A 24774-nucleotide genomic window follows, 5' to 3' on the forward strand; every position below is an offset into this window, starting at 1 on the left:
GGATTTTTGTTTTTATAAAGTTGATTCGTTTGCCAGTTTCTAAACGAACTTGAATGATATCGGGTTGTTCATAGAGCTTGATATCAAAAGCGCTGTACCATCCATTGGTGGTGGAACGACAGGTAATGTAAACTTCAAAAGAAATACAGATGAAGTTAAAAATAGAATGAGGGATGCTCAAAAGAAGGGTCTAATTACTAAAGAGCAATTAGAGTCTGTAATGTATCAGATAGACCATCACTTATATGAAACTGAGTTGTACATATCATCCAGAACGATTGTGCCCCCTTCGGTCCTGAATGTCTTTAAAGACAATACAGGCAAACCACTGACTGAATTGGTGGTGATACCAGAAACTTTACCCCCTGCACTGAGGAGCAAATAAAATGTTTGGTTTATTTAAAAAGAAACAACCTCAAAAAATAGAGCCACCACAAAATTGGCAACAGGCTTATGAACGTTGCGTTGAGCGTGATTTAGAGTATATGAAGACGTCATTGGTAGAAAAACAAAGCAACTACATAAAAGATATGATGAGTACGTTTAAGCCTGATTCTACCGTCGAAAACTACATAAATGATGCATTAACTTTTGCTTTTACGCGCCATCATTTTGATTTACAGCAGGCTTATTTAGAATGTGCGATTCAACGTGCCGACCTTGTTTTAGATCGTCAACATCCCAATTGGCATAATCAACATTGGCCTCAGGATCTACAACCCCGCTATTATTCATCCATTGCAATTTTACATGCTTATAGTGTGGCTTGGTATCACAATAAGGAGATTGATACTGCTGTACTCAATCAGCATAGCAAAATTTTATTCGAGTATTGTCTTAACCCCGATTACACAGAGTGGGATGATTATACTCAAAGTTGGTATCTGATTGCGGTGTGGGATTTAATGATTACAGGTGATTTAGATGCAGCAGCACGAGCCATACAAGTAAAAAAGCGTTTTAAATGGGTCAAGAGGTTTTATGAATGGACAAAAGCCTTGATTGAGCATCTACAGCAACAAGATTTAAGCCAAGATGAATTAAAAACGTTTTTTGATGAGCCATTTGATGTCATTAAAGGATATCGTTGGATGTTAGATGATAAATATGACTATAAAAAAGGTTATGACCGTGCTGATTTATGGTTTGTTTCAACAGATAAAGCTCTGATTCGGTTACGTTTGGCTGTTTTACGATGGAAGTATATCGAGCAAAAAACGATTGAAGATAATTGGACGCAGGTTTTACAGCAGATAGGTGATGACGAAATAGTTCCTTGATTTATTTCATTTGAACTGTGTAAATAAAGGAAAGTAAAAATGTCTTTAGCGCGATTAGAGATGATGATTGATGAACTTGGAGAAATTACTGACACTCGCCCAGTACCAACAGAAATCATTGTGCAATATGAAGCTGTGCTTAGTCCGACTTTGATCGAGATTTGGAAACAAAAGGGCTTTTGTCAGTTTGCACAAGGTGCCTATCAATTTGTCAATCCAACTGAATGGCAACCTGTGGTGGATGCTTGGTTAGCAGGCACAGATTATGAACAACAATTGGGCGGACATTTTTATGCCTTATCACGTACAGCATTTAATGAGTTATATATCTTTCATATAGAGACTAAGAGCCACCTTAAAATTAATCCTGTTCATGGCTGGATTTCTGGCAGTATTGAAGATGGAACGGATGAATATGATTCAAAAATTGCAGGGTTAACCATACTTATGGATAAGCAAAAAGTTGACTGGGAAGATATCAATGACAAACCATTGTTTGATCGTGCCGTTAAAAAATGTGGTCCATTAGGGTTAAATGACATGTACACTTTTGAACCTGCGTATGCTTTGATTGGCGATGCTGCACTTAATATCAAATATGTTAATAAAGTCAATGCACTGGTGCAAATGATGGTGTTAAGACAAATGATTGATGTACCAAAATCGATTATTTTTAATATGGACTGGGTAAAAGAGGCTGCACGTCAACCGATCAAAGACGAGTAAAGTTGAACTAGACAATCTTTTCACAAGTCATCGCTTCATTCATTCACATTCGCAGTATTTGCTTTCATTGAGGAATAAAGCAAATACTGCTGTTACGTCACGGCTAAAAAGCACATCTTAGGAAATAAAAACTAAAATAAAGGTACGCAATGGAAAAAGCATATTCAAGAAATGGATAAATATGCTCAAAAAGCAATAAATGAACATAAAGCCTGTGTGTTTTTAAATTTGAACTGTGTAAATTGAAGGCAAAATAATTAAATAAAAGATAAAATATTGGTTTCAAAATAGAGTTACAAAAGTTAACATAGGAGACATATTTAACACTTTTGATTACTAATGTTGTGAAAAACACTTTTATAAATATATTCATTTTTATTCTTTTTATATGTAGCCTACAAAATCAATTACAGGCAAGCACCGTTGACTTAAGCAACTGTAATACCCAATCATCCTTTGCCATTGTTACGCAAAGTGAAGGGCCGACTTATGCCTGTGGAGGTATTGATACTGGGGTGGGGAATCCGATCAATGTGCTTAATGGCAATAAGTTTGAGCAAGTAGATGACTTTAAAGCCCCGCCTGCTTATGAAGGCCTATCCTTTTCACGCTATTACAATAGCCATAGTCAAGCATTTACCCCAATGGGATATGGATGGTACAGCGCTTTTGATATCAAGCTCTATGAACAACCCGATATCATTCAAGTTCGTTTAGAAACTGGCAAACGAATCAACTTTATAAAAACAAAAGTCCCGATGCAAGACCAAAGCTATGTGATTCGTGGCTTATCCCAAGACCCCAAAGAGGGTTGGGTAGAAAGACGCATTGATGGATCGGGTTGGATTTGGCATAAATCGCACACGACCTATCATTTTGAAGCGGTTGCAAAAGACCCACAACTTGGCCATTTAGTTCAAGTTCGTAGTGAAAAAGAAGCCATTTACACTTTACGTTATGATCAACAAGACCGCTTAACCCGTGTAGAAAATGCACGAGGCAATGCTTTGAGCTGGCGTTATCAATACACCAAATACGGCCTACCTCAAATTACTGTCACCACACCGGTGGGTGCATATGAGTACTTTCTGGATCGAAACAATAACTTGGTTCAAGTGGTCTATCCCAATGGGACGCGTCTCAAATATGCTTATGACCCCAAAGACCAAGGCGGAGATATTCATAACTTAACAGGAAAATATATTTTTTATAATCAAAAATGGAAAGTAATTTCGAAATGGAAATACGACTCTCAAGATCGAGCAATATCTAGCGTACATGATAATAACCTAGAACAGATAGCAATAGATTATGATCCACGCCTTAGAAACTATAAAATAGCGCAAAATGGTGTATTCGTTAATACAGTCACAAATAGCTTAGGTGAAAAAACAAAATACAGCTACCAAATTTCTGGTACACAGTTCCAACTTGTGGAAGTACTTGGTTTGGGTTGTAGTTCATGTCACACCTTAAATAAAAAATATCATTACACAGACCAGGGTTTGATTGATTATGTTGGAGAGTTAGATCATCATGGCAGTGTTGTTCAGTCTATAAATTTAAAATACGATGAGCACGGAAATATAATTTCTAAAAGATTAGACAGCAACAGTGCAAGCCCTCAAACAACTAGCTATGACTATGAAGTCTATACAACATCCCCTCAAAAAGATTTTTTAAACACAGAAAATGGTATAAATAAAAGACTAATTAAAGAAACCAGACAAAGTGTTTTAGGCGGTAATAAAAAATATATTAAATATTATAGTTATAACACTAATAATCAGCTTATTAAGATTAAAGAGGACGGTTTTACACCGCTCGGAGAAGCTATTTCTAAAACAAAAAAACTATGGTTACAATCTTGCTGGTCAAATCATTTGGCAAACAATATCTGTTGGTCAGCTGAACTATGCAACTAATTATCTCTATAATGAAGATGGGCAACTCTCTCAAGTTAATCTTCCTCAAGGCCGTAGTATTAGAGTTTTAAAATATGACGTTTCTAAAAGACCAATAGATGTAGAAGTCAAAGATGGTGCACGGAAAATTGAAGTTTTATTAAGCTATCAACTAAATAGTCAGCTTGTGAAAGAATATAAATACATTATTGATGGAGAAATTAAACATACCCTAAAAAATCAATATGATGAGTTCGATCAATTAATTTCAACAATCAACGATCAACTCAAATCTGAATATGTTTTTGATGGCAGTGGTAACCTTATTATCGCTAAAAATCAAAATATAGAAATACGAAATACGTATAACCCTAATCGTGAATTATTAGAAAAGTTTATTACTTCACCACTAGAAGGACTCATCAATAAAGTACTTTTTCGTAAAGAAAACAACCATCAAACCATTTTCGATCAACTGGGATTAATAAGCGATCAACGTATAAAAGATCAGCAACCTACGACACTAACAGAGTATAAGTATGAAAAAGGGGCGGCTTTGCAACAAAGTTCAGGTCTTTTCCAACAAAAATATATGGATGACTTTGGGCGAACAGTCATTGATGATAGTTCAACACACGGCCTTAAAGTCATTAAACATAATGCATTAGACTTACCTGTTCAAGTCATTGATGAAAATGGTCTTATAGAAAATTACAACTATGATACTGACGGTAGACTAGTTCAGGTCAGTTTTAAACGACCCGATGAGGATAAAGAAAACATTATCCAGAAAACAGAATATGATGGAACAAAGAAAATAAAGCAAATTAGTTTGCATGAGATACAAACTTGGCAATACTTTAGTGATGGTAAGCTTAAACAGCATGACACTTATAGCAGTGAAAATATAGATTTTTTGAAAAATAGTAGTATATCTCAAAAACCTATAAATCACTTTAATGAAAGCTATGAATATAATGCACAAGGCTTATTGCAAAAAGAGCAACGTCATGATTTAAGCTTAGTGTATTCATACAATATGAATCAACAAGTGAATCAAATTAAAGCAACTAAAAATAGCCAGACGTTGACTATAGACAACATGACATGGAATGCTTTTCAGCAGATGACGCACTACCGCCTTTCTACTGGGCAACAGTTATGGCGAAAGTATGATGCTCGTGGCAGATTGGTACAACAAATCTGGTCAAATCCAGCTCAATCTGTACGTCCTAAAATTAGCAACTACGTATATGATTTAGTTAACCGTTTAATTTATAGCGACGAACAAGGTTCCAAATACTATCAATATGACGAACAAGACCAACTCACAGCTATTTGGCAACCTTTTGGGTCCATCACAGAAAAGAAATCATGGCAACCCGTTGTCGTCTATGCATATGACTCACAGGGTAACCGTAGGTTAAGTTGGAAAAAAGACCAACAAAAAGAAACTTTAAATCATTACAATTATCAAAACAACTATCTTATAGGCGTTACATCACATCCTGTACATGGTAAACGTATTGAAACAGGATATATAGAGCGTTTAGCAGCCTATAACAATATAGGGCAACCATTTATAACATGGAAAAACCCAACTGAAATTCATACTTTGGCACAGTATTTAATGTCTGCAAACACCGACGCACCTGTATGGTTTCTACAAGATGGACAATGGTATAGTCCTGAGCAAAATATTCAGAAGACATTTAACATAGATGGCTTAATTTCTGCACGTACAGTTAACTTTACCCAACAACGTCGTTTTTCACAACGTTTTCAATATACACAACACTTAAGAACACAAGAGCGTGATCAGTTTGATTTTGAGCAGACTCATTTTGCTACAAGTCGTGATTATATTATATTTGCTGGTATGCCATTGGCCCAGTACAGTGAGGCGACAACCAATGGTAAAACCCTAGAAAGCTCTTTTAATCCTATTCAATTTAATCATGTGGGTGCACCTATTGAGGTACTCGATGAGTTTGGAGCCACAAAATGGTCTACAGAATATTCTGCTTTTGGCGAGCGTGAAAATACACAAGATGGCCATTTACAAGAGGCTTTAATTTCGCGTGTGAAGCAGAACTTACCGATCACTCAGTCATTAAACGATTTAAGGTTTGCTCCCTATTTGCGACTACCAGGACAATATGAAGATCCAACTACAGGCTTATATGACAATGGTTATCGACAATATGACCCTCAAGTTGGACGTTACTTATCGGCCGACCCTCTTGGTACTATCGATGGTTTAAATCTTTATTTATATGTTAAAAATAATCCACTCAATAAAATTGACCCTTTAGGGTTATATCAAACCGATATGCATTACTATGTAACCTATTTTTTAGCCATTACAGCAGGAATTGATGTAGACAGAGCCAGACGTATTGCGCTTGCGACACAATTTGTTGATACCAATGATTACACCAGCCCTTTTGATGATGAAAAAGGGGCGGTCTCAAACGGAATCACAGATGCTTCAGACAAACGATTAGATTTTTACCATTTCGTGAATGATCGAAGTGGCATTGATAAGTACGATGGAGAAAAACTTCCTAAAGATACCGATTATAGTCGATATTATGATGGAAATTTTGATCTAAACAAAGCACAAAATACATCAGGGACAGATTATAAAACATGGCGAGTGACCTCTAACTTAGAAGGGATTCCACAATTGATCACTATGACCAATAACTATAAAAAAGCCGCACGATGTAACAATGAAAATTTAAGTATGCAATTTTTTGGTGAGTATTTACATGCTTTTGGTGACACTTTTTCACACCGAGACCAAGAGAACGATCCTTTTGGCGTTAGTTTGGGCACAGGCCATGGGTTTTCAGGTTCAAACCCAGATTACACTTATAACCATAATGGCGAACAGAAACTTTCAAATTTACAAGGTAAGGGTTGGTGGGGCGTAAATGAAGATCGTTCTCTAAGTGCTGAACAAGAAATTTATAAAAAACTCGTTGATTACCGTGTAAATGTGTTGAAACAGCCTGAAACAGCACACGTGATTCCTTGGCAACAGCTTTCTTCTTATCTAAAAACTTATAACGCCATTCATGAACACTTAGAGCCAGAAACCGATGTTGGCTCGCTAGACAGCGTTAAAAACAAAATTCAATATTTACAAGACTTACTCAATGGTGGTGCGATTAGCTTAAAAGGCTCTACGGCTTATGAAACTCAAGATATTGAAGGTAACCCCAAAGCTAAAATTACCAAAGATTTGAACAAAGTAAAAATTACCCAAGGTGTGACAGTCAATACCACGCCAACAGGTTGGAATTTTGGTAAAGAGTTTAAATTGATTATTGGCACTAACAAGGTAGAAAATAAAGAAGGGCGTGAGCAAAAGACCTCCGAAGGTGTTATTGCCAATAAAGATGGTTACCGTATCGCAGAAGCACTCAAACAGCGCATAGAGGTATTTCAAGATTTAACCTCTCAGCAAAAAAGCAGTTACAAAAACGTGATTTGGAACAGTGGTGTGAGTAATCAGTTTGAGCCGCATGACGGTGATCAAAAAATTTCAGAGCAGCTTAAAGCTTACCGTTTAAAAGAAAGAAGCTTTGTTCGTGGCAATGACAAAGCCTTTACTGTAACAGGTACCCCCCCAACCGACGTAATTGCAGGAGTCACACCATGAAAAAAACACTGATACTCACAGGCATGCTTGGCCTATTTGGCAACTACAGTTATGCCATTCCGCCAAGTTTTACTCAATACGACCACAACCGTACGCACTGTGGCACAGTCAATAGCCCATATGGTGTACAAGAACAGGTGTGTTTAACCTCAGACTTTTTAGGAAAAGCAGCACGTGTTAATCGCCACAGTTCCTTTTGGAGTTTTTTATCTGCCGAAGGCCGATCTGGCTATAATGGTTATAAAGATCTTCAAGGCGGTTGGTTAGATTTATACAACCAAACCCAAGACATGCAAGGCCATGTCATGGACTTTAATCCGCAAGGCTATCCTCCTTTTGCATTACAGGGCTATAATAGTACACTGAAAAATGGCACCATCTTGGGCGCAAAGTTTTTAATGACTGGTCAACAGTCTTACTTTGCCCCCAATTTTAAAGAAAATAAGCAATATAATAATATCAGTGTAGAAAAATATGGTTTTTTATATGCCAATAATAATTTAGTATGCGATGGAAAGGTGTGTACAAACCCACGTGTGTTTATGGAAAACCAAAACTTAAAACACATCAACCTTTATGCCAATTGGGCGAGTTTAGAGTCTTGGGGTGGCAGTGTTCAGCAATCACAGATTGTAATTAATACTGTGGTTGAAATACTCGGCTCGAAGTTCACTTTTAACAACAACACCGTCTGGTCAAAAGCAGAACCGCTGTATAACAAAGTCGCGACCCCAAGCATTAAAACACATACTGCACTGATTGATACTGCACAAGGCTTCTTGCCTGATCTTCGTGACCGTACAAATGGAATCGTACAAAGCACGTTGTATGTCAAGTATTCACCCGATACAGTGATTGATGGCAACACCTTTCATTTAACCCACCCTCAAGCGGGAACCTATGCCATTGTGTTAGACCATTCACCACGTGTAAAAATTACCAACAATACCTTTAATGGCTATCAAGTGCCGATTTTAATGGACGAGTTTAGTTCAATTGTTGACGACCGTGGCAACGTCATACACCCCAACCAATATACAGGTCCAGTGGTCATGCAACGTAATGGCCAAGTGGTTGCACAGTCCAGTAAATCTACAAAAAAAACATGGTTCCAATTTTAATCTATAGTCAAAAAATTTAATTGTTCATACAGACATAAAAAATCAATTAATACCTAATGTGCTCTTATTGATCTCCTCTTTCAAAGAGATGATCATTTAGTCTTAAACCCATTCGTTTTAATGATCCACTTCTGAACTCAACCACTGTTCGAGTTTGTTTATTTGAGCTTGAAATACATCTAAACGATTTAACATCTTCATGTATTTCCAAAATGATTCCACATGCATCGATAAATACAATATCTAAGGAATAGCGCATACCAATGGTATGAATAGATGAGCAAGGGGATATTAACAAGCATTCATCCACTGCTAATTTTTTTCTAAATAATAACCCCCTTGCTCTATTTAAGAAATTATATGCAAGATATACCTTATATCGATGTGCTGTGTTTTTTATTTTAAGGTTATTGGAAAGCATCTTTCATCATCACGTAGATTGGAAAACCAATTACAATAAATGTGCATGGAAATATAAAGGCGACTAGAGGAAATAACATTTTAACGGGTGCTTCTAATGCAAGTTTTTCAGCTCTTAAAAACCTTTCAATTCTTCTTTGTTCTGCTTGGCCCCTTAGAATTGGACCTAAATTCATACCCATACTTTCAGCTTGGATAATTGCTGATGTTAAGTTCTGCATAGAAGCATGCTCTACTCGGTTAGCCATTTTTCTTAAAGCCTCACTACGAGGAACGCCTTTTTTCACATCAGCCAATAATCTAGAAAACTCTTGTCTAGTAGGAGAGGGATTTGATTTGTTTACAGCTTGTTCAACCGCATTAATGAATGTTAAACCCGCCTCTACACAAAGAACAATAATATCTAAGAAGAATGGAATTTCTTTTAATATGATACGCTCTCTCTTTAATTTTTCAGCTTTTAACCAAAGATCTGGATATATAAAGCCATACGCTGAAAAAGCTAAACTATAAATCAGCTCTAATTCACATACTTCTAGCAATAAAATAGAGATAAATAAAAGTGCTAAACAAAACACAATTTTTGATGCAAAAATATCTTTTGCTTGAAAAATAAAGCCTTTACCAGCGAATAAAATCTTTTTCTCTATTCTATTTGAGGTTTTATTAGATATGAAAGGGCTAAGATAAAAAGCAATAGGTTTAATTAAAAACCATAAGATATGAAAGATAAAAGGAGGCTTATCTAAGTAATCTCGATTTTGATCTGGAACAGAAAAAATAAAAACAAATACTTGCCATGTTATATATGAGATAACAATAGCAAGACTAAAAAAGGATAAATATATAAAGTAATCATTCATAATTTTTACACATCAATGTTGACTATTTTTTTGATAACAATCATACCTATAACTTCAAATAGAATAATACCAGAAAGAGCAATCCATCCTGCTGGAGTTACCCAAAGTTGATGCATAGCTTCAGGTTCCATTTGATTTAATACAGCAATAAGTCCGACAGGCATAAGTCCAACGACCCAAGCTTGCATCTTTCCTTGCGCTGTCAAAGCATTAATCTTTCCTTCAGACTGCTGGATTTGTCTCAGAGTTTCTGCTGCCTTTGTTAGTGTTTCTGCTAACTCTCCTCCGGTTTCTAAAGCAATTCGAATACTTGTTGTCATGAGGATCACTGAAGTAATTGGTAATCGGTTTTGAAAATTCATTAACGCATCGCTTAGTGGTAAGCCAATTTTTTGCTCTCGAAGAATTAATGCAATTTCATTTTTAAGGGGAGAACTACATTCATTCGTCAATTGAGATAGTGCAGTTCCTAAACTTGCACCTGATCTTAAGCCACCAGAAATTAGCATTAATGCATCTGGTAGCTGACTTTCTAACTTTATAATTTGTTTTTTTCTAAAATGTTTTATAGCAAAGTGAGGAAGTATTATTAAAATAATTAGGATAGTAATTGAAATAATGCTAAAGGGGAAAGCTATTAATATTCCTATATAAACTACTGAAATAACAGTAAAATATATAAATAATATTTTTTTTAAGTTTAAAAAAATATAGCTTAAGTTTAGCTGTTTTTCTAAGTCTTCCGTTCGCTTTCCAAAAAAGGTATTTACATAATCAGAAGTGATTAAATAATAAATAGCGATAACAATACCAATGGAAACAAGTGCTAGATAAATATACATTTAAACACCATCGGGTTGAAATTTAGAAAGGTTTATATTGAAACCTGCTTCCTGAACTTCCTGTATAAAGCTAGGTACAGTACCTTGTGCTTTGTGTGTACCTTTTATACTATTTTTTTCTAAATCGAAACCTTCTTTTTCAAATTTATATATATCTTGGAGTTGTATTTTACCACTTTCTATACCTGTAACTTCAGTAATGTAGGTGACTTTTCTAGCCCCACATGAAAAGCGAGATTGCTGAATAATGACATCGACAGCTGAGGTAATTTGCTCTCTAATAGCTGAAAGCGGTAGATCCATACCTGCCATAAGAATCATGGTTTCTAATCGAGATAGGGCATCTCTAGGTGTATTTGCATGTAAAGTTGTAAGGGATCCTTCATGGCCTGTATTCATCGCTTGTAACATATCTAATGCTTCTGAACCACGACATTCACCAATAACAATTCTATCTGGCCGCATACGTAATGAGTTCTTAACTAAGTCTCGAATATGAATACTTCCTTTACCTTCACTATTTCCTGGTCGAGCTTCTAAAGATATTAAATGATCGTGTGCTAAGCGTAACTCAGCTGCGTCCTCAATAGTAATAACACGTTCACCTTGAGGAATAAAATTCGCTAAAACATTTAAAAGTGTTGTTTTTCCAGATCCTGTACCACCTGAAATAATAATATTACGTTTCGATTTCACACATAGTTCTAAGAAATCTGCCATATCATCATTAACACTAGAAAAATCTACTAAGTCTTTAATAATAATGTTTTTTTCTGGAAACTTACGAATGGTAATGGTAGGCCCTTTAATCGCAAGTGGAGGAATAATGGCATTGACACGAGAACCATCTTTGAGTCTCGCATCTACCATGGGTGCACTTTCATCGATTCGTCTTCCTAAAGGTGCAACAATTCTTTCGATAACATCTAAAATTGCTTTGTTAGATGTGAATTCCAAATGACTTTTAACTATTTTCCCTTTCTGCTCAATAAATATTTCATCTTTTGCATTAACCATAATTTCAGTAACGGATTTATCTGCAATTAATTCCTCTAAAGGCCCTAATCCTATCGCTTCATCGAGGACTTTCTGTTTTAAACGATCTAGATCCAAAACATGAGGAATTTCCTCACTTTCTTCAAATACGACTTGATCAAGGCAGGTCATCGTTTCTTTTTTTAGCTCTTCATATGACATACTATTAATGTCTTTTCTACGTAAGTCCATTTGAGCAACAAGTTTTTCACGTAGATTATTAATCCATTCAATTTCTAGTTTTTTATATGCCGTTGATGTCTGGCTAATATGTGAAATTTGTGTTGAAAAATCTTGTATATCCGAATTGATCTCAGAACCTTTAATACTTTCAATCGTTTCTTCATTTAAATCATCAATATTTACAACATATGGCTCAGTTACTGATGTTTCATCTTCTAAAACTCTAATTGAGTATTGGTTAACCTGAATGATATCTTTTTCTAAATTTAATGGTCCAAAGAAGTCAATTTTCTTACCATTTACAACAGTACCATTTGTGCCACGTTTTAGATCTTCAACAACATATCCCCCACTAAGCTTTTTGATTGAACAATGTTCATCTGCAATAAACCATCCTTTAAGTTGTAAATCACAGTGCTTAGACTTACCAATAATAATTTGATCTTTTTCAAAAGATAAAGGGATAGATTCACCTTTTGTATCTAGAAGTATTCTCATTGGACTTTTTCTCCTTGATACTCGTATACTTCTGATAAAGCTTTTGTTTTAGGCATTTCTTCTTGTACTAATTTATTAGATTGATTGATAACTTTATCTAATTTATGTTTATCATCTTCATCATAGATATATGGTGTCACGAAAAATACTAATTCATTATTTTTTTCATTATTTGATTTTGATTTAAATAGATTTCCTAATAAAGGTATTTTACCTAAACCAGGTACGCTGCTCTGAGAAGAGCTTTTCTCAGATCCAATGAGTCCACTTAATACAAGGGTTTGACCTTGTCCAACCACAAACTCGGTTTCTGTTCTTCTCGTTAAGAATCCAGGCACACCTGACACTTGTACTGATTGGTCAATTGTACTCACCTCGGCCAATATTTTTGCCATGATTCCACCTTCAGAAATAGAAGGTTGTATATCTAGCTTTATACCATAGTCTTTGAACTCAATAGATGGTGTTCCTGTAGCACTTGATGATTGATAAGGTACTTGCCCACCCGACAAAAATGTTGCATTCCCACCATTTTTACAAGATAGCAGAGGTCGGGCTAAAATTTTAGCAATACCATTTTCTTGGAGAAGGTTCACTTTACTATCAATAAAACTAGCCAATCCAAAGTAAGTTTGAAACGGGCTTATCGCTGGTAGTGTTGATATATTATTCGACAAAGTATTACTTTCAACAGTAAAACCTGAACTTTTTTTAAAATCTCCCATCAACCCAAATTTAGGTCCATCAATTGAAGCTGTATTCCATTTAATACCAATTTGTTTTGTGTTAGAAGATGATATCTCTAGAATACGTACATCTAAATAGATCATCTTCTGCTTTTCTTGAGTACTGTTATCTTTTAATTTTGTGATATTTATTACATTTTTCAATAAAAGAGAGTAGGTGTCTATTCTTTCTTTATCTACAGTGGAAAGATTACCTCCTTGTAATACAATATTATCACCGATTTGTTGTATATTTAGATTGGGTATATTTCCTAAGTTCTGCTTTATATCTAAAAAAGTTTGTTTTATGTTTGTCGGAGAAACATGAAAGTCGGAAGATTTATAACTATTGCCATTCCATAACTTGATTGTTGTGTCTCCAGAACTAACTCCTGTAAGGGCTATGCCTTTTTTTCCTATTTTTTTTGCCTTAACAATTGAGTTATTACCAATAAGAATATCTGTAATATTTGGATCATTTAAGTAAATAGTCTCACCTACATACAATTGGTTGTCTATTGCTGCAGATATATTCATTGTAAAAAGAGAAGTTGACAAGAATACAATTTTTTTAAGACTATTCATCTTTATTCCCATAAATAATATTTAGATTTGAAGACTCATGATGAGAAACGTTACTTCGCTGAGTTGATGTTTTCTGCAAAGGAGAATTTATAGCAGGAGTAGGTTTTGTTGGATTTACAAGTTGCATGAAACTACTAGTATCTGTTAGGTTTTGATCATTTGGATTTCGTAATGTTGCTGAGATTTTCCCTAAACTTGCTGCAAATGTAATATTTCGTGCATCTGTTGCAGTCACATCTAACGTAATATTAGCGTAACCCATATTATCAGAGGTACTTCCATCAAGCTGTTTTCCTGTAGCTAAAATTTTAACGCCTTGAATCAATGGTACAGTAACTGGTTGACTGCTATTTAATGTAATCAAGAGATCTATCAGATCACCTGGCTTAAGCATGCTAGAAATAGAACTTTCATCATCTACAGGAATAGTAATCGCTCTGTGACCAGCAGGAATAAGTTTAGTAATCTCTTTTTTGTTATCGACCATGGAGTACATAACGATATCACCTGGTTTAAGATCCACCTTCAATGGCAAACCATCTATAGCACTAAAATCTGATACAGGTACTGCATTCGATTGGCTGTATTCTTGAGATAAATTCCTTTGCGATACATTATTAGTTGAAATAATACTTCCTGACTGCAGACTTGTACTTGCAACAACATATTGAACCTGTGGTCCCTTTTTATTCAAGTTTGCAACTTTTTGATCAAATATGAGTTTAAATGCCCAAAAGCTAAGAACACCTATGGATATAGCTACAATTAGACCTAAAAGTTTTCTATTAATATGAGGTAATTTCATTTAGGGGATGACATCCAAATTGAGAATAGTTGAGTTAAATTTATTCAGGAAAAGTTCATAAGCATTTTTCATATCAAAAAAAATATTACCACTACCCCAAATATTGCTACTTAAGTTCAACATGAAAAATACAAAAACCAAACCAATAATAAATTCACTCATGATATTACCTTTTATTTTAATCATTGTTATTCCTAGGTTTTTTATATATAGCAACGACATCTTTGGACGTCGCAGATTCGTTATAGGTTAGATAGACTTCACTAGAGTTAGGGAATAAGAAATAAGCAAAATTTTTCTGAATATCTGACTCCTGAGCTTCCTTACTAAAGATAGCAAGCTGACGTGATAAAACAGTTTTGTTAATATTTTTAAAAAAAATAGTCCGACTAATATGGTTTCCATCAGTACTTTGTAAATCACTAGAGTGGTGCTGCCCACTAAAAAGTGGAGGTAGCTCTAATAATTTAAATTTTTCTTCCGTTTGACATATTAAACGTCCTTGAAATGAGTTTTTAGATTCGTTTAAAATTTCAAGTGTGATACCTTTTTTTTCATGAATATAAAGTAAATGTCCTTGTTTTGAAACGCCAAAACCTTTCTTACTCAGTTGTTGCATATAACATTCAACACTACAGTTAGAAGATAAAACCTGTTTAAGTTCTACTGATTTATTATTCAGAATAACTTGGTTTCCAATAGGTGTTATAGTAAAGCTATTATCGATTAAATCTTTACTTAAACAGCTCTTAGCATTCGTAATACTAGTCATTGTAGAAATTATAATAAAAAATATTTTTTTGTAGATACTCATTGGATTTTTTCCTTTCGATCGGAAGGAACAATATCCATTTTATATATGGCATCTTTTTGAATTTTTTTCTCAAACCCCATAGAGGCCACAGCAGCATTGTAGGTTTGATTAATTGTCTTTTGTATTGTCTCATAAGGTTTTAAAAAACTAGATTTTTTAACATTGTTTTTAATTTCTTCAGTATTATTTGCTTGCCATGTATTACGTAATATTGTGGCAGATGACTCTAAAGTGAAGTTCGATGCTGAAGGAATGAGTACATCCAAAGCAGGGCCAAATGAGAAATTGATAGGAACTTGCAGTTTTACAGAGGATTGGCCATTGGAGCGTAAATTCGGTAACAAGTTGCCAGTTGTTTTTATTGGATCTAATTTATATCTTTCTGATTGACTCTCTAGCTTAGCTTGTACACTGGTCCAATTTACTAAAGACTTCCCAGACATATCTTGTCCTTCAGCATCATCACAATCTGCATTTCTATTTGTAAGCACGTCTGCACCGGTGCGTGCAAAAAAACGTTGGCTAATCTCATTAGATAAAGTGTCTTCATCTTTCACCAGTCCTTTATTAACCCTCCATGCTGCATAGTTAGTTGCCTGCTCTGTTTTTAGTTTTACAGTACCTAATTTTGCAATCATAGGTATTGAAATCGTAAAAAACACCAACACGCCTGAAGCAATAACAAACTCTGTAATAGATTGACCTGAATGTTTATTTTTTAGCATAATAAAATATCCATTTAATAAAGAGATACTGCTTCGAGAAAAGCTGTAGCACGTTTAGTCAGCGTCATATCATCATTGAGTCTTACTTTCCAATAAGGACTAAATAATGATCCTATTTCATGGTTAATACTATTTTGCTGTACCTCCATATTCCAAGGACGTTGAAAATAAACCTCGGCTGTTGTAATAGCTCTCATATCTCCATTAGATAAAGCTTTCTGATTTAGCTCGTCATAATTATCTAATAAAGCAAGTTTTGGCCCAATGTGTAAGTTACTGTTCCTATTTACTGTTGTAAGATGCTCTTTTTGTTTTTTAAGACTAATAACTAAAGGGAAAATTGGATTTTTATTTTGTATATCTTTGAGTTCATAGAAGTTTGGAATGCCAACACCCGAAACATTACTTCTTGTTCTTTTAACATCCCAATTAGGTCTATATGATTCAGCTCGATTTCTTGCATTTGGGTTAGTACCACTAGCACCGCCATAACTTCCGCTATTCGTTGCTCTATCTTTTCCATCATTACTTATCGCAGCACTTCCCCAACCAATCGGAATTTCTTGGTGTCCGTGACGGAGTCTAAGTCTTTTGAAATAAATATATTCGTGATGAATAGATAAAGTATCAACACCTTTCCATTCATTGAGATTAATCAGCTCAGTTCCCCCAGCTTTATGAATACGGTAAAAATCAATTTTTGGTACACCAAAACCAGGTAAGATATTGTTTTTACTTCTATTTGTAATAAATTCATCGGCAGAACTTAAAACAATATCAGCCATACGTTGCCTTTCACGATCTTGATACTTTTTAATAATACTAATAGGTAATTTAGACTGAGATACGATTAAATTAGCTTTATAGTCAGCTGAAGATTGATTAACAAATTCTTGTGGTGTTGCCAATATACTAAGATTTGCTGTTAGGTTGAGGCCTTCTTGCAATTCCTCGATAGCTTTTACTTCAATCCCATAAGCTTTAATGTATACACCCAACCCATCAGAGAATTCACTTAACCCAGATCCCATACTTTCAAAAGCAGCGGATAAAGGAGGGAATAACGTTGTTGCTGTACTGAGATTTTCTGAGGTTTTAGAAGCATATTTAGCCCAAGAAGCCGTACTGACTCCTTGAGCAATAGCCAATTGATTTGCTATTTGAATGCGATTGATGTAGGCATTTAAATTTAACAAACGTGCTTGACGTGTTGCTGTAGCATATGCTGTACGGTCAGCAATCATTTTTATTTGTTGTCTTTCAGAGAGCATCTTAGATGTATTAAATACAAAAATGAATGTAATAATCAAAATGAGTGAAAATACTAAAATTAAAATAGTAGACTGACCTCTTTGAAAATTTTGCATAGCTACAGTAACTTCTGTTGGATTATTGTTTCTGCTGTTCAAAATTATTCAAGGTTTTATTTGTTGTCCCTTCAGTTACAGCTTTTGTACCGTTACTCGTTGCACCAGTTCGAGCTGTTTTAGAATCCTGACCACCTAGCTCAGCTGCTGCTACTGCCACTTGTGCACGTGCAGTGTTACCAAAGTATCTAAATACACCTATCGCTGCTACGGCAATAAGCGCAACAATAATAATATATTCAGTCATACCTTGACCACGTGCATTCTTCTTCAAACCTATATTGAGCATTCTTTAAGTCTCCATATCTTAGTAAAAATTTAGACAATTATGTATTTTTTAAGTATAACTGTACATATTTTGTAATTTTATATTATAATAAATCAAAGTCAACATTTATAGAAAATAAAGTGAAATATTTATCATTAATAAAACATAAAGGTGTTTCTATAACAGAATTCATTGTTATTGCACCATTAGTTTTATTCTTAAGCTTAATAGGGATACAGTATGGTTTAATTTATAATGCAAAGTTAAATCTTACCTATGCTGCTTACGAAGCATCACGAGCTGGGGCAATTTACAATGCAGATCCTGCACGTATTCAAGATGCTTTTTTTAAAGGTTTAGTTCCTTATTTTTCATCATCAGGAATATTTTTACCTGGAGATGTACACATTTCTAGCCCTTTTTCTTCAGGTCCGTTAAGTGGTAATAATCCAAATCTTGTCACTATTGCAACTAACGGAAAAATATTAAAAGAGACTATTAAAAAATCTGAAGCTGCATTTATTCATATTCATATGGTTAACCCATCAAAAGCGTCGTTTGATGATTGGAACGATCCAACTCTCGCTCAAGCTTACAAAATTAAAAATAAGGTAAATGTCCGAATTATCCCTAATGACGATTTAGATCAAAAAGATGACGCAGTAAAAACGAAATCTAAACAGAATATCCAAGATGCAAATGTACTCAAACTTAGATTTGTTTATGGTTATGAGCCTCGAATCCCGTTGATGAAAAACTTATTCAGTTCAATCACTGCTTTTTTTGGAAGTGATAGAGACGCTGCAAGTATAAGAATCTTAGCTGCTGGGAGAATTCCTATTGTTGTCGATACAAGCGCACAAATGCTCTCTCCCGCAATAGAAGGAGGACTACCTACAAATACAGTAAATCGTACAGGTTATTTGATTGGTCAAGACTTAGTAGATCGAATTATCTCAAATCGTTCTATGCAGTGGCAAATTGGACAGAAAGATGAAGGTTTGTTAGATGGTATTGTCGATGGACTGACTCATGATGAAATTGAAAAACTGAAACAAGATACAACTGACTTTCGAGGCATGGCGAACATAGGGTCTGATCTTGCAAAAGGGCTAATAGGCAATAGTTCATCAACTGGGCATTTGGGTAAGAAAACAAACAGTATCGTTGGAGATACTGAAAATATTATCAGTTGTTCATCTGGCTCAACAATCTCTAACTTTTATTAAGTAAATCACATGCATATTCATTCAGTTTTATTTATATTTTTTACCTTTATATTTTTTAGTAAAGTATCTGCAAGCACCGTTGACTTAAGCAACTGTAATACCCAATCATCTTTTGCCATTGTTACACAAAGTGAAGGGCCGACCTATGCTTGTGGAGGTATTGATACCGGGGTGGGTAACCCCATCAATGTGCTGAATGGTAATAAGTTTGAGCAAGTAGATGACTTTAAAGCCCCGCCTGCTTATGAAGGCCTATCCTTTTCACGCTATTACAATAGCCAAAGTCAAGCATCCACCGCAATGGGATATGGATGGTACAGCTCTTTTGATATTAAACTCTATGAACAACCCGATATCATTCAAGTTCGTTTAGAAACTGGCAAACGAATCAACTTTATAAAAACAAAAATCCCGATGCAAGACCAAAGCTATGTGATTCGTGGCTTATCCCAAGATTCCAAAGAGGGTTGGGTTGAAAGACGCATTGATGGATCGGGTTGGGTTTGGCATAAATCGCACACGACCTATCATTTTGAAGCGGTTGCAAAAGACCCACAACTTGGCCATTTAGTTCAAGTTCGTAGTGAAAAAGAAGCCATTTACACCTTACGTTATGATCAACAAGAGCGCTTAACCCGTGTAGAAAATGCCCGAGGTAATGCTTTGAGCTGGCGTTACCAATACACCAAATACGGCTTACCTCAAATTACTGTCACCACACCGGTGGGTGCATATGAGTACTTTCTGGATCGAAACAATAACTTGGTTCAAGTGGTGTATCCCAATGGGGCGCGTCTCAAATACGCTTATCAAGGTAAACTCCCCCACCAACTGACTTCAAAATGGCGACTCGACTCAAATCTCCAGCAATGGCAACTCGAAACCCGATGGAGTTATGATCAGTGGAACCGCGCCATTGTCAGTGAACATGCCAATGGTATTGGGCGCGTACACATCAGCTATGACCCAACAGTTAAAAACACAGCTCAAAAGCTCAGTCCAATTTATACAAATGTGGTCACCAATGCCCTTGGTGAGCAAACCACGTATCGTTATCGCATTATGGGCACACAATACTATTTGCTAGACGTTCGTGGTGCAGGCTGTTCTAGCTGTCATACCTTAAATAAGACCTATCAATATGATGAACACGGTCATATCACATCGGTTTTAGACTTAATCACTCAGCAAGGTTTAGCCTTTAAGTATGATCAATCAGGTAACCTGATTTCTAAAACAACACTAGAAAATAACAAAGTCCTTTCCACGACAAACTATCGTTATATTCAGATCGAAAAACCGTTTGCAGAAGCACAAACAAAATTGGCACAAGAGACAAGAAGCAGTGTTCTTGCAGGCCAACAATACCAAAAAGAATACCACTACAATGGCGTAGGACAGCTCATTCAAATCACTGAAACAGGATACTCCCCTTTTGGTGAAAAACTGAGTCGAGAAAAGAACTATGGTTATGATTCCCTTGGCCGTCTTGGTTGGGAAAGGGGTGTCAATCACGTTGAATATATATACGAAGGCGATAGTCAGCGTATCTCACAGGTGATTTATCCAAATCAATTGCATTTAAATTTCAAATATGACGATTTGGGAAGAATTAATGTCTACCGAGACATTGATGGAAAAACCTATACACTCGCTTATGATCTTCATGGAAACATCACTCAAATTACGACGGTTCAAGGTACAACCACGCTCACGTATACCCAAACAGGTCAAATCAAAAGTATCCTGAATGATTTAGGACAAAAAACACAATTTGGTTACGATAATAACCAACAATTAGAAAGCATTTCAGACCAACAAAACAATCAAATCAAATTAATTAAAAACAACGATGGTGTGGTTACACAGGCACAGTTATTGACCCCGAAAGGTGAGATTGATCAAACCCATGACTTTAATCAACAAGAACAACCTCAGCAAATAGCAACCAATCAATCTGTAACACGACCGAATCTACCCTCAAGAACACTGAGTGATTTGCAAGGTATGGTTGCTTCAATAGTCGATCTTGATTGGCAACGTCCGATTCAAGCAGAACAACAGACTGATGGGCAAGGACGGATCACACGCTATCAATACAATGACTTTGGCGACTTGGTTGAAGTGATCAGCCCCGTCACAGGAACAACCCGTTACCAATATAACGATCAAGGCTTGATTATTGGGCAAACACTCACAGATGGTAGTCAAACGACTTATCAGCGCGATCAAGCAGGTCGAATCATTGAGATTCTTGCCAAAAATGCCCAGCAGCAAGAAGATGAACATGGCTATATCATTTGGGGTGCGCAGAATAAACCCGTCCAAATCAAATACCGTGCTGGCGAAGAACGCTTTAAATATAATGATCAAGGGCAACTGCTTGAGCATCAATATTTGATTGATGGCTTACAAAAGACCATTCACTACCAATACAACGAACAAGGGCAACTGATCCAAAAGACCCTACCTAACCAAGAAAAACTCCTCTACCAATATCGCACGGCCACTGAATCCAAAGCTGGACTGCTTGCATCTATCGAACTAAAAAAAGGATTCCTAACACAAACCATTGTGGGGGGATTAAATACCGCACAAGACACTTATTCTCAGCGTGGTTATTACTTTGGCAATGGACTTATTCATCAAACCCGTAAAGACCAATATGGCAACATCATCCACTCAGGAAACCCTTATACGGGAGAGACCACATGGGAGAACGAAGACACTTACAACACGTACACCGCTGATCAAAAAACCACACTCGGTCAAACAGCACCCTTACAACATCCGATCCGCTTTTCACAAAAGCTGATTAACCTACTTGATCCCGTTCAAACAGTACAAACGATTTTACCGCTACCTACACCGAGAGGTCAGACAGCCTTTCAACAACAGATGAACTATGGGGCACAATTTGATGCATTGGGCAGACAGCGCTGGCTTGAAGATGATGGGCGTATTCTGTTGTTTAGTTATGACAGCCTCAACCGCTTAAATAAGGTTGATGCTTTACAAGATGGTCATCAATTTACCATCGCAAGTTATAAATACAACCTATTTGGACAACGCTTAAAGAAAACCACCACACAAACGGTTGGGAAAACAGCCAAGACCACCTATAGCTTTTATGATGGGCAGGTATTGGTTGCAGAAGCAAATGCGAAAGGCACCATCGAAAAAAGCTATGTTTGGATGAACCAGACCCCTGTAGCGATGATTGATCAGGGGGAATTGTATTATGTGCATGTCGACCATCGTGATGCCCCGATTGCATTGACAGACCGCAACCGAAAAGTAGTTTGGCAAGCACAATTAAGCGATTACTTATATGCTTCACCGACAACAAACAATCGCTTAGGCCACGTTGAGTTTAACCTCAGAGGTTCAAATCAGTATTTCGATCAAGAAACCCATCTTCATTACAATACCAACCGTTATTTTGATGCCAAGCATGAGCGCTATTTGACCCCTGACCCATTGGGTTTAGCCGCTGGACCGAATCTGTACGATTTTGCGCTGAGACAACCGCATCAGCTTAAAGATAGCTTGGGATTAGCGCCTGAATTTAAAGATAAAACTTTTGCTGACAAGTTTTTTATTGCTATCAAGGTTGCTGTAACTTCACTGCCATCATCTATGTCAGAAGTAGGTCAAGAACTGCTAAATTTTGTGAGCAGTGAAAAGACGATTAAAGCAACCGCAATAATTTTTTCAACTTGGGCTGCTCTACATTTCATCGGTGTTGGGGAGGCAGTAGATGCATTTGTGGTAGCTGCTGCTGCGAAAGCTTTACCGATTTTTGCACTTTATGGTGCATTTCAGCTTGGATGGAGTATTGGAAAGTTTGGCTACGATGTTTATACATCAACCTGTGATGCAGATTTAGACAAAGCGGGTAAAACGCTTTCAAAAGGATTGGTAGAAGCTGCTGCGAGTATTGGAGAAGGCGCAGTTATCGCAAAAGGGGCAGCAAAGATTGCGCCTCTTATGAAAAAAATTCCGAGCTTAGCAGATGAGGCAAAATCTTTATTTAAAATTGATAAGCTCAATGAATACTTAAATAAAGCTACGGAAAGATTAAAACGCTTTAATAAAAAAGTTACTCCACAAACGACCATTGCTTTAGACCCTGTCAAAGATGGCTATGGCAATAGCATTAAACGTTCTCAAGCAGGTGAAAAATATACATGGCAAGAACCAGAACTATCAAAAGAAAATCCCTGTAAAAAAGGAAGGTGGTGTATTCTTAAAGGGGATATTTTTGAGGAACGTGTGCAAGAATATATTCATGCAGAAAAGCATCCGATTTATGGTGTTGAACCGAAACGTGGTCGTAATGGACTAGATTATGCCTATATTCGACCCGATGGTAAGTTGGTTTTGGTAGAGGCAAAGTCCACCGCAGACAAACAGGGTCCCATTACTTCTTTTGGTGGTGGAACGACAGGTAATGTAAACTTCAAAAGAAATACAGATGAAGTTAAACGAAGAATGATAACAGCAGAAAAAGAAGGTCTAATTACTAAAGAGCAATTAGAGTCTGTAATGTATCAAATAGATAAAGAGTTATATGAAACCGAGTTGTATGTGTCATCCAGAACGATTGTGCCCCCTTCGGTTCTGAATGTTTTTAAAGACAATACGGGTAAACCACTGACCGAATTGGTGGTGATACCAGAAACTTTACCCCTTGTACTGAGGAGCAAATAAAATGTTTGGTTTATTTAAAAAGAAACAACCTCAAAAAATAGAGCCACCACAAAATTGGCAACAGGCTTATGATCGCCGCATTAAGCGCGATTTAGAGTATATGAAAAAGTCATTGGTAGAAAAACAAAGCAACTACATAGAAGATATGATGAGTAGTCGTAAGCCAGATATGAATATAACTAATTATATTATGGATGCCCTAACTTTTGCTTTTACGCGCCATCATTTTGATTTACAGCAGGCTTATTTAGAATGTGCAATTCGACGTGCTGAACTGGTTTTAGATCGTCAACATCCCAATTGGCACAATCAGCATTGGCCTCAAGACCTACAACCACTTTATTATTCATCCATTGCAATTTTACATGCCTATAGCACGGCTTGGTATCACAATAAGGAGATTGATACTGCTGTACTCAATCAGCATAGCAAAATTTTATTCGAGTATTGTCTTAACCCAGATTACACAGAGTGGGATGATGATTATAATCAAAGTTGGTATCTGATTGCGGTGTGGGATTTAGTGATTGCAGGAGATTTAGATACAGCGGCTCAAGCCATTGCAGTAAAAAAACGTTTTAAATGGGTCAAGAGGTTTTATGAATGGACAAAAGCCTTGATTGATCATCTACAACAACAAGATTTAAGCCAAGATGAATTAAAAACGTTTTTTGATGAACCATTTGATGTCATTAAAGGATATCGTTGGATGTTAGATGATAAATATGACTATAAAAAAGGTTATGACCGTGCTGATTTATGGTTTGTTTCAACAGATATGGATTTGATTCGGTTACGTTTGGCGGTTTTACGATGGAAGTATATCGAGCAAAAAGAGGTTGAAGATAATTGGACACAAGTTTTACAGCAGATAGGTGATGACGAAATAGTTCCTTGATTTATTTCATTTGAACTGTGTAAATAAAGGAAAGTAAAAATGTCTTTAGCGCGATTAGAGATGATGATTGATGAACTTGGAGAAATTACTGACACTCGCCCAG

Annotated in this window: 19 protein-coding genes; 9 read left to right on the plus strand and 10 right to left on the minus strand. The window is 36.1% G+C overall.

The features are described from left to right. Positions 1 to 64: 64 nt before the first annotated feature. From BLS38_RS11560 to BLS38_RS11585, 6 genes are all read left to right on the plus strand, one after another. Positions 65 to 385, plus strand: coding sequence for a hypothetical protein (locus tag BLS38_RS11560; RefSeq protein ID WP_092749753.1), 321 nt, complete (start codon positions 65 to 67; stop codon positions 383 to 385). A 1-nt stretch (position 386) separates the two neighbouring features. After that, positions 387 to 1280: a hypothetical protein gene (locus tag BLS38_RS11565; RefSeq protein WP_092749755.1), complete on the plus strand. Its 894-nt coding sequence runs from the start codon at positions 387 to 389 to the stop codon at positions 1278 to 1280. A gap of 39 nt (positions 1281 to 1319) precedes the next feature. Then, entirely contained in the window at positions 1320 to 2006 is a 687-nt protein-coding gene (locus tag BLS38_RS11570) for a GAD-like domain-containing protein (protein WP_092749757.1), read from the plus strand. A 344-nt stretch (positions 2007 to 2350) separates the two neighbouring features. Next, positions 2351 to 3931 (plus strand): DUF6531 domain-containing protein, encoded by a 1581-nt coding sequence (locus BLS38_RS11575; RefSeq protein WP_092749759.1) that lies wholly within the window; start codon positions 2351 to 2353, stop codon positions 3929 to 3931. Between the two features lie 166 nt (positions 3932 to 4097). Continuing rightward, complete coding sequence (locus tag BLS38_RS13300; protein ID WP_092749761.1) at positions 4098 to 7580, plus strand: RHS repeat-associated core domain-containing protein; 3483 nt, start codon at positions 4098 to 4100, stop codon at positions 7578 to 7580. After that, positions 7577 to 8701 (plus strand): hypothetical protein, encoded by a 1125-nt coding sequence (locus BLS38_RS11585; protein ID WP_092749763.1) that lies wholly within the window; start codon positions 7577 to 7579, stop codon positions 8699 to 8701. Before BLS38_RS13300 ends, BLS38_RS11585 begins: the two co-directional genes overlap by 4 nt. A gap of 64 nt (positions 8702 to 8765) precedes the next feature. Here BLS38_RS11585 and BLS38_RS11590 read toward each other — a convergent pair whose 3' ends face one another. The 10 genes from BLS38_RS11590 to BLS38_RS11640 all read right to left on the minus strand — a co-directional run bounded on the left by BLS38_RS11590 (position 8766) and on the right by BLS38_RS11640 (position 17852). After that, complete coding sequence (locus tag BLS38_RS11590) at positions 8766 to 9122, minus strand: DUF192 domain-containing protein (RefSeq protein ID WP_092749765.1); 357 nt, start codon at positions 9120 to 9122, stop codon at positions 8766 to 8768. Beyond that, the gene (locus BLS38_RS11595) at positions 9109 to 9984 is read right to left on the minus strand and encodes a type II secretion system F family protein (RefSeq protein ID WP_092749767.1); all 876 of its coding nucleotides are present in this window, start codon (positions 9982 to 9984) and stop codon (positions 9109 to 9111) included. The genes BLS38_RS11590 and BLS38_RS11595 overlap by 14 nt, the downstream gene beginning before the upstream one ends. Positions 9985 to 9989: 5 nt before the next feature. Further along, positions 9990 to 10826 (minus strand): type II secretion system F family protein, encoded by an 837-nt coding sequence (locus BLS38_RS11600; RefSeq protein WP_092749768.1) that lies wholly within the window; start codon positions 10824 to 10826, stop codon positions 9990 to 9992. Continuing rightward, complete coding sequence (locus BLS38_RS11605; protein ID WP_092749770.1) at positions 10827 to 12542, minus strand: TadA family conjugal transfer-associated ATPase; 1716 nt, start codon at positions 12540 to 12542, stop codon at positions 10827 to 10829. Beyond that, positions 12539 to 13852 carry a type II and III secretion system protein family protein gene (locus BLS38_RS11610; RefSeq protein WP_244518297.1) on the minus strand — a complete coding sequence of 438 codons (1314 nt, stop codon included), beginning with the start codon at positions 13850 to 13852 and terminating at the stop codon, positions 12539 to 12541. The genes BLS38_RS11605 and BLS38_RS11610 overlap by 4 nt, the downstream gene beginning before the upstream one ends. After that, positions 13845 to 14657 (minus strand): Flp pilus assembly protein CpaB, encoded by an 813-nt coding sequence (gene cpaB, locus BLS38_RS11615; protein ID WP_092749774.1) that lies wholly within the window; start codon positions 14655 to 14657, stop codon positions 13845 to 13847. Before cpaB ends, BLS38_RS11610 begins: the two co-directional genes overlap by 8 nt. A gap of 178 nt (positions 14658 to 14835) precedes the next feature. Next, a complete protein-coding gene (locus BLS38_RS11625) occupies positions 14836 to 15471 on the minus strand; it encodes a hypothetical protein (RefSeq protein WP_092749778.1) in 636 nt (211 codons plus the stop codon). Beyond that, positions 15468 to 16196 carry a hypothetical protein gene (locus BLS38_RS11630; protein ID WP_092749780.1) on the minus strand — a complete coding sequence of 243 codons (729 nt, stop codon included), beginning with the start codon at positions 16194 to 16196 and terminating at the stop codon, positions 15468 to 15470. The genes BLS38_RS11625 and BLS38_RS11630 overlap by 4 nt, the downstream gene beginning before the upstream one ends. Before the next feature lie 14 nt (positions 16197 to 16210). Next, positions 16211 to 17563: a Tad domain-containing protein gene (locus tag BLS38_RS11635; protein ID WP_092749782.1), complete on the minus strand. Its 1353-nt coding sequence runs from the start codon at positions 17561 to 17563 to the stop codon at positions 16211 to 16213. 22 nt (positions 17564 to 17585) lie between these two features. Further along, complete coding sequence (locus BLS38_RS11640) at positions 17586 to 17852, minus strand: Flp family type IVb pilin (RefSeq protein WP_092749784.1); 267 nt, start codon at positions 17850 to 17852, stop codon at positions 17586 to 17588. 119 nt (positions 17853 to 17971) lie between these two features. On the opposite strand from BLS38_RS11640, the gene BLS38_RS11645 reads away from it, so the two are divergent. Genes BLS38_RS11645 through BLS38_RS11655 form a run of 3 tightly spaced genes read left to right on the plus strand, consistent with a single transcriptional unit; the run spans position 17972 to position 24671 of the window. Next, entirely contained in the window at positions 17972 to 19060 is a 1089-nt protein-coding gene (locus tag BLS38_RS11645; protein WP_244518299.1) for a TadE/TadG family type IV pilus assembly protein, read from the plus strand. Positions 19061 to 19069: 9 nt separating this feature from the next. Further along, positions 19070 to 23773 (plus strand): DUF6531 domain-containing protein, encoded by a 4704-nt coding sequence (locus BLS38_RS11650; RefSeq protein ID WP_092749786.1) that lies wholly within the window; start codon positions 19070 to 19072, stop codon positions 23771 to 23773. Between the two features lies 1 nt (position 23774). Further along, entirely contained in the window at positions 23775 to 24671 is an 897-nt protein-coding gene (locus tag BLS38_RS11655; protein WP_092749788.1) for a hypothetical protein, read from the plus strand. The last annotated feature ends 103 nt before the right edge of the window (positions 24672 to 24774 follow it).

Source organism: Acinetobacter boissieri (assembly GCF_900096955.1).
Classification (GTDB): Bacteria; Pseudomonadota; Gammaproteobacteria; order Pseudomonadales; family Moraxellaceae; genus Acinetobacter; species Acinetobacter boissieri.

What these genes read in the sequence shown, in the direction of transcription:
- BLS38_RS11625 (WP_092749778.1), bottom strand. Translation starts at nt 15,471, where the DNA reads ATGAGTATCTACAAAAAAATATTTTTTATTATAATTTCTACAATGACT.
- BLS38_RS11590 (WP_092749765.1), bottom strand. Translation starts at nt 9,122, where the DNA reads ATGCTTTCCAATAACCTTAAAATAAAAAACACAGCACATCGATATAAG.
- cpaB (WP_092749774.1), bottom strand. Translation starts at nt 14,657, where the DNA reads ATGAAATTACCTCATATTAATAGAAAACTTTTAGGTCTAATTGTAGCT.
- BLS38_RS11605 (WP_092749770.1), bottom strand. Translation starts at nt 12,542, where the DNA reads ATGAGAATACTTCTAGATACAAAAGGTGAATCTATCCCTTTATCTTTT.
- BLS38_RS11635 (WP_092749782.1), bottom strand. Translation starts at nt 17,563, where the DNA reads ATGCAAAATTTTCAAAGAGGTCAGTCTACTATTTTAATTTTAGTATTT.
- BLS38_RS11595 (WP_092749767.1), bottom strand. Translation starts at nt 9,984, where the DNA reads ATGAATGATTACTTTATATATTTATCCTTTTTTAGTCTTGCTATTGTT.
- BLS38_RS11585 (WP_092749763.1), top strand. Translation starts at nt 7,577, where the DNA reads ATGAAAAAAACACTGATACTCACAGGCATGCTTGGCCTATTTGGCAAC.
- BLS38_RS11600 (WP_092749768.1), bottom strand. Translation starts at nt 10,826, where the DNA reads ATGTATATTTATCTAGCACTTGTTTCCATTGGTATTGTTATCGCTATT.
- BLS38_RS11630 (WP_092749780.1), bottom strand. Translation starts at nt 16,196, where the DNA reads ATGCTAAAAAATAAACATTCAGGTCAATCTATTACAGAGTTTGTTATT.
- BLS38_RS11655 (WP_092749788.1), top strand. Translation starts at nt 23,775, where the DNA reads ATGTTTGGTTTATTTAAAAAGAAACAACCTCAAAAAATAGAGCCACCA.
- BLS38_RS11565 (WP_092749755.1), top strand. Translation starts at nt 387, where the DNA reads ATGTTTGGTTTATTTAAAAAGAAACAACCTCAAAAAATAGAGCCACCA.
- BLS38_RS11610 (WP_244518297.1), bottom strand. Translation starts at nt 13,852, where the DNA reads ATGAATAGTCTTAAAAAAATTGTATTCTTGTCAACTTCTCTTTTTACA.
- BLS38_RS11570 (WP_092749757.1), top strand. Translation starts at nt 1,320, where the DNA reads ATGTCTTTAGCGCGATTAGAGATGATGATTGATGAACTTGGAGAAATT.
- BLS38_RS11650 (WP_092749786.1), top strand. Translation starts at nt 19,070, where the DNA reads ATGCATATTCATTCAGTTTTATTTATATTTTTTACCTTTATATTTTTT.
- BLS38_RS11640 (WP_092749784.1), bottom strand. Translation starts at nt 17,852, where the DNA reads ATGCTCAATATAGGTTTGAAGAAGAATGCACGTGGTCAAGGTATGACT.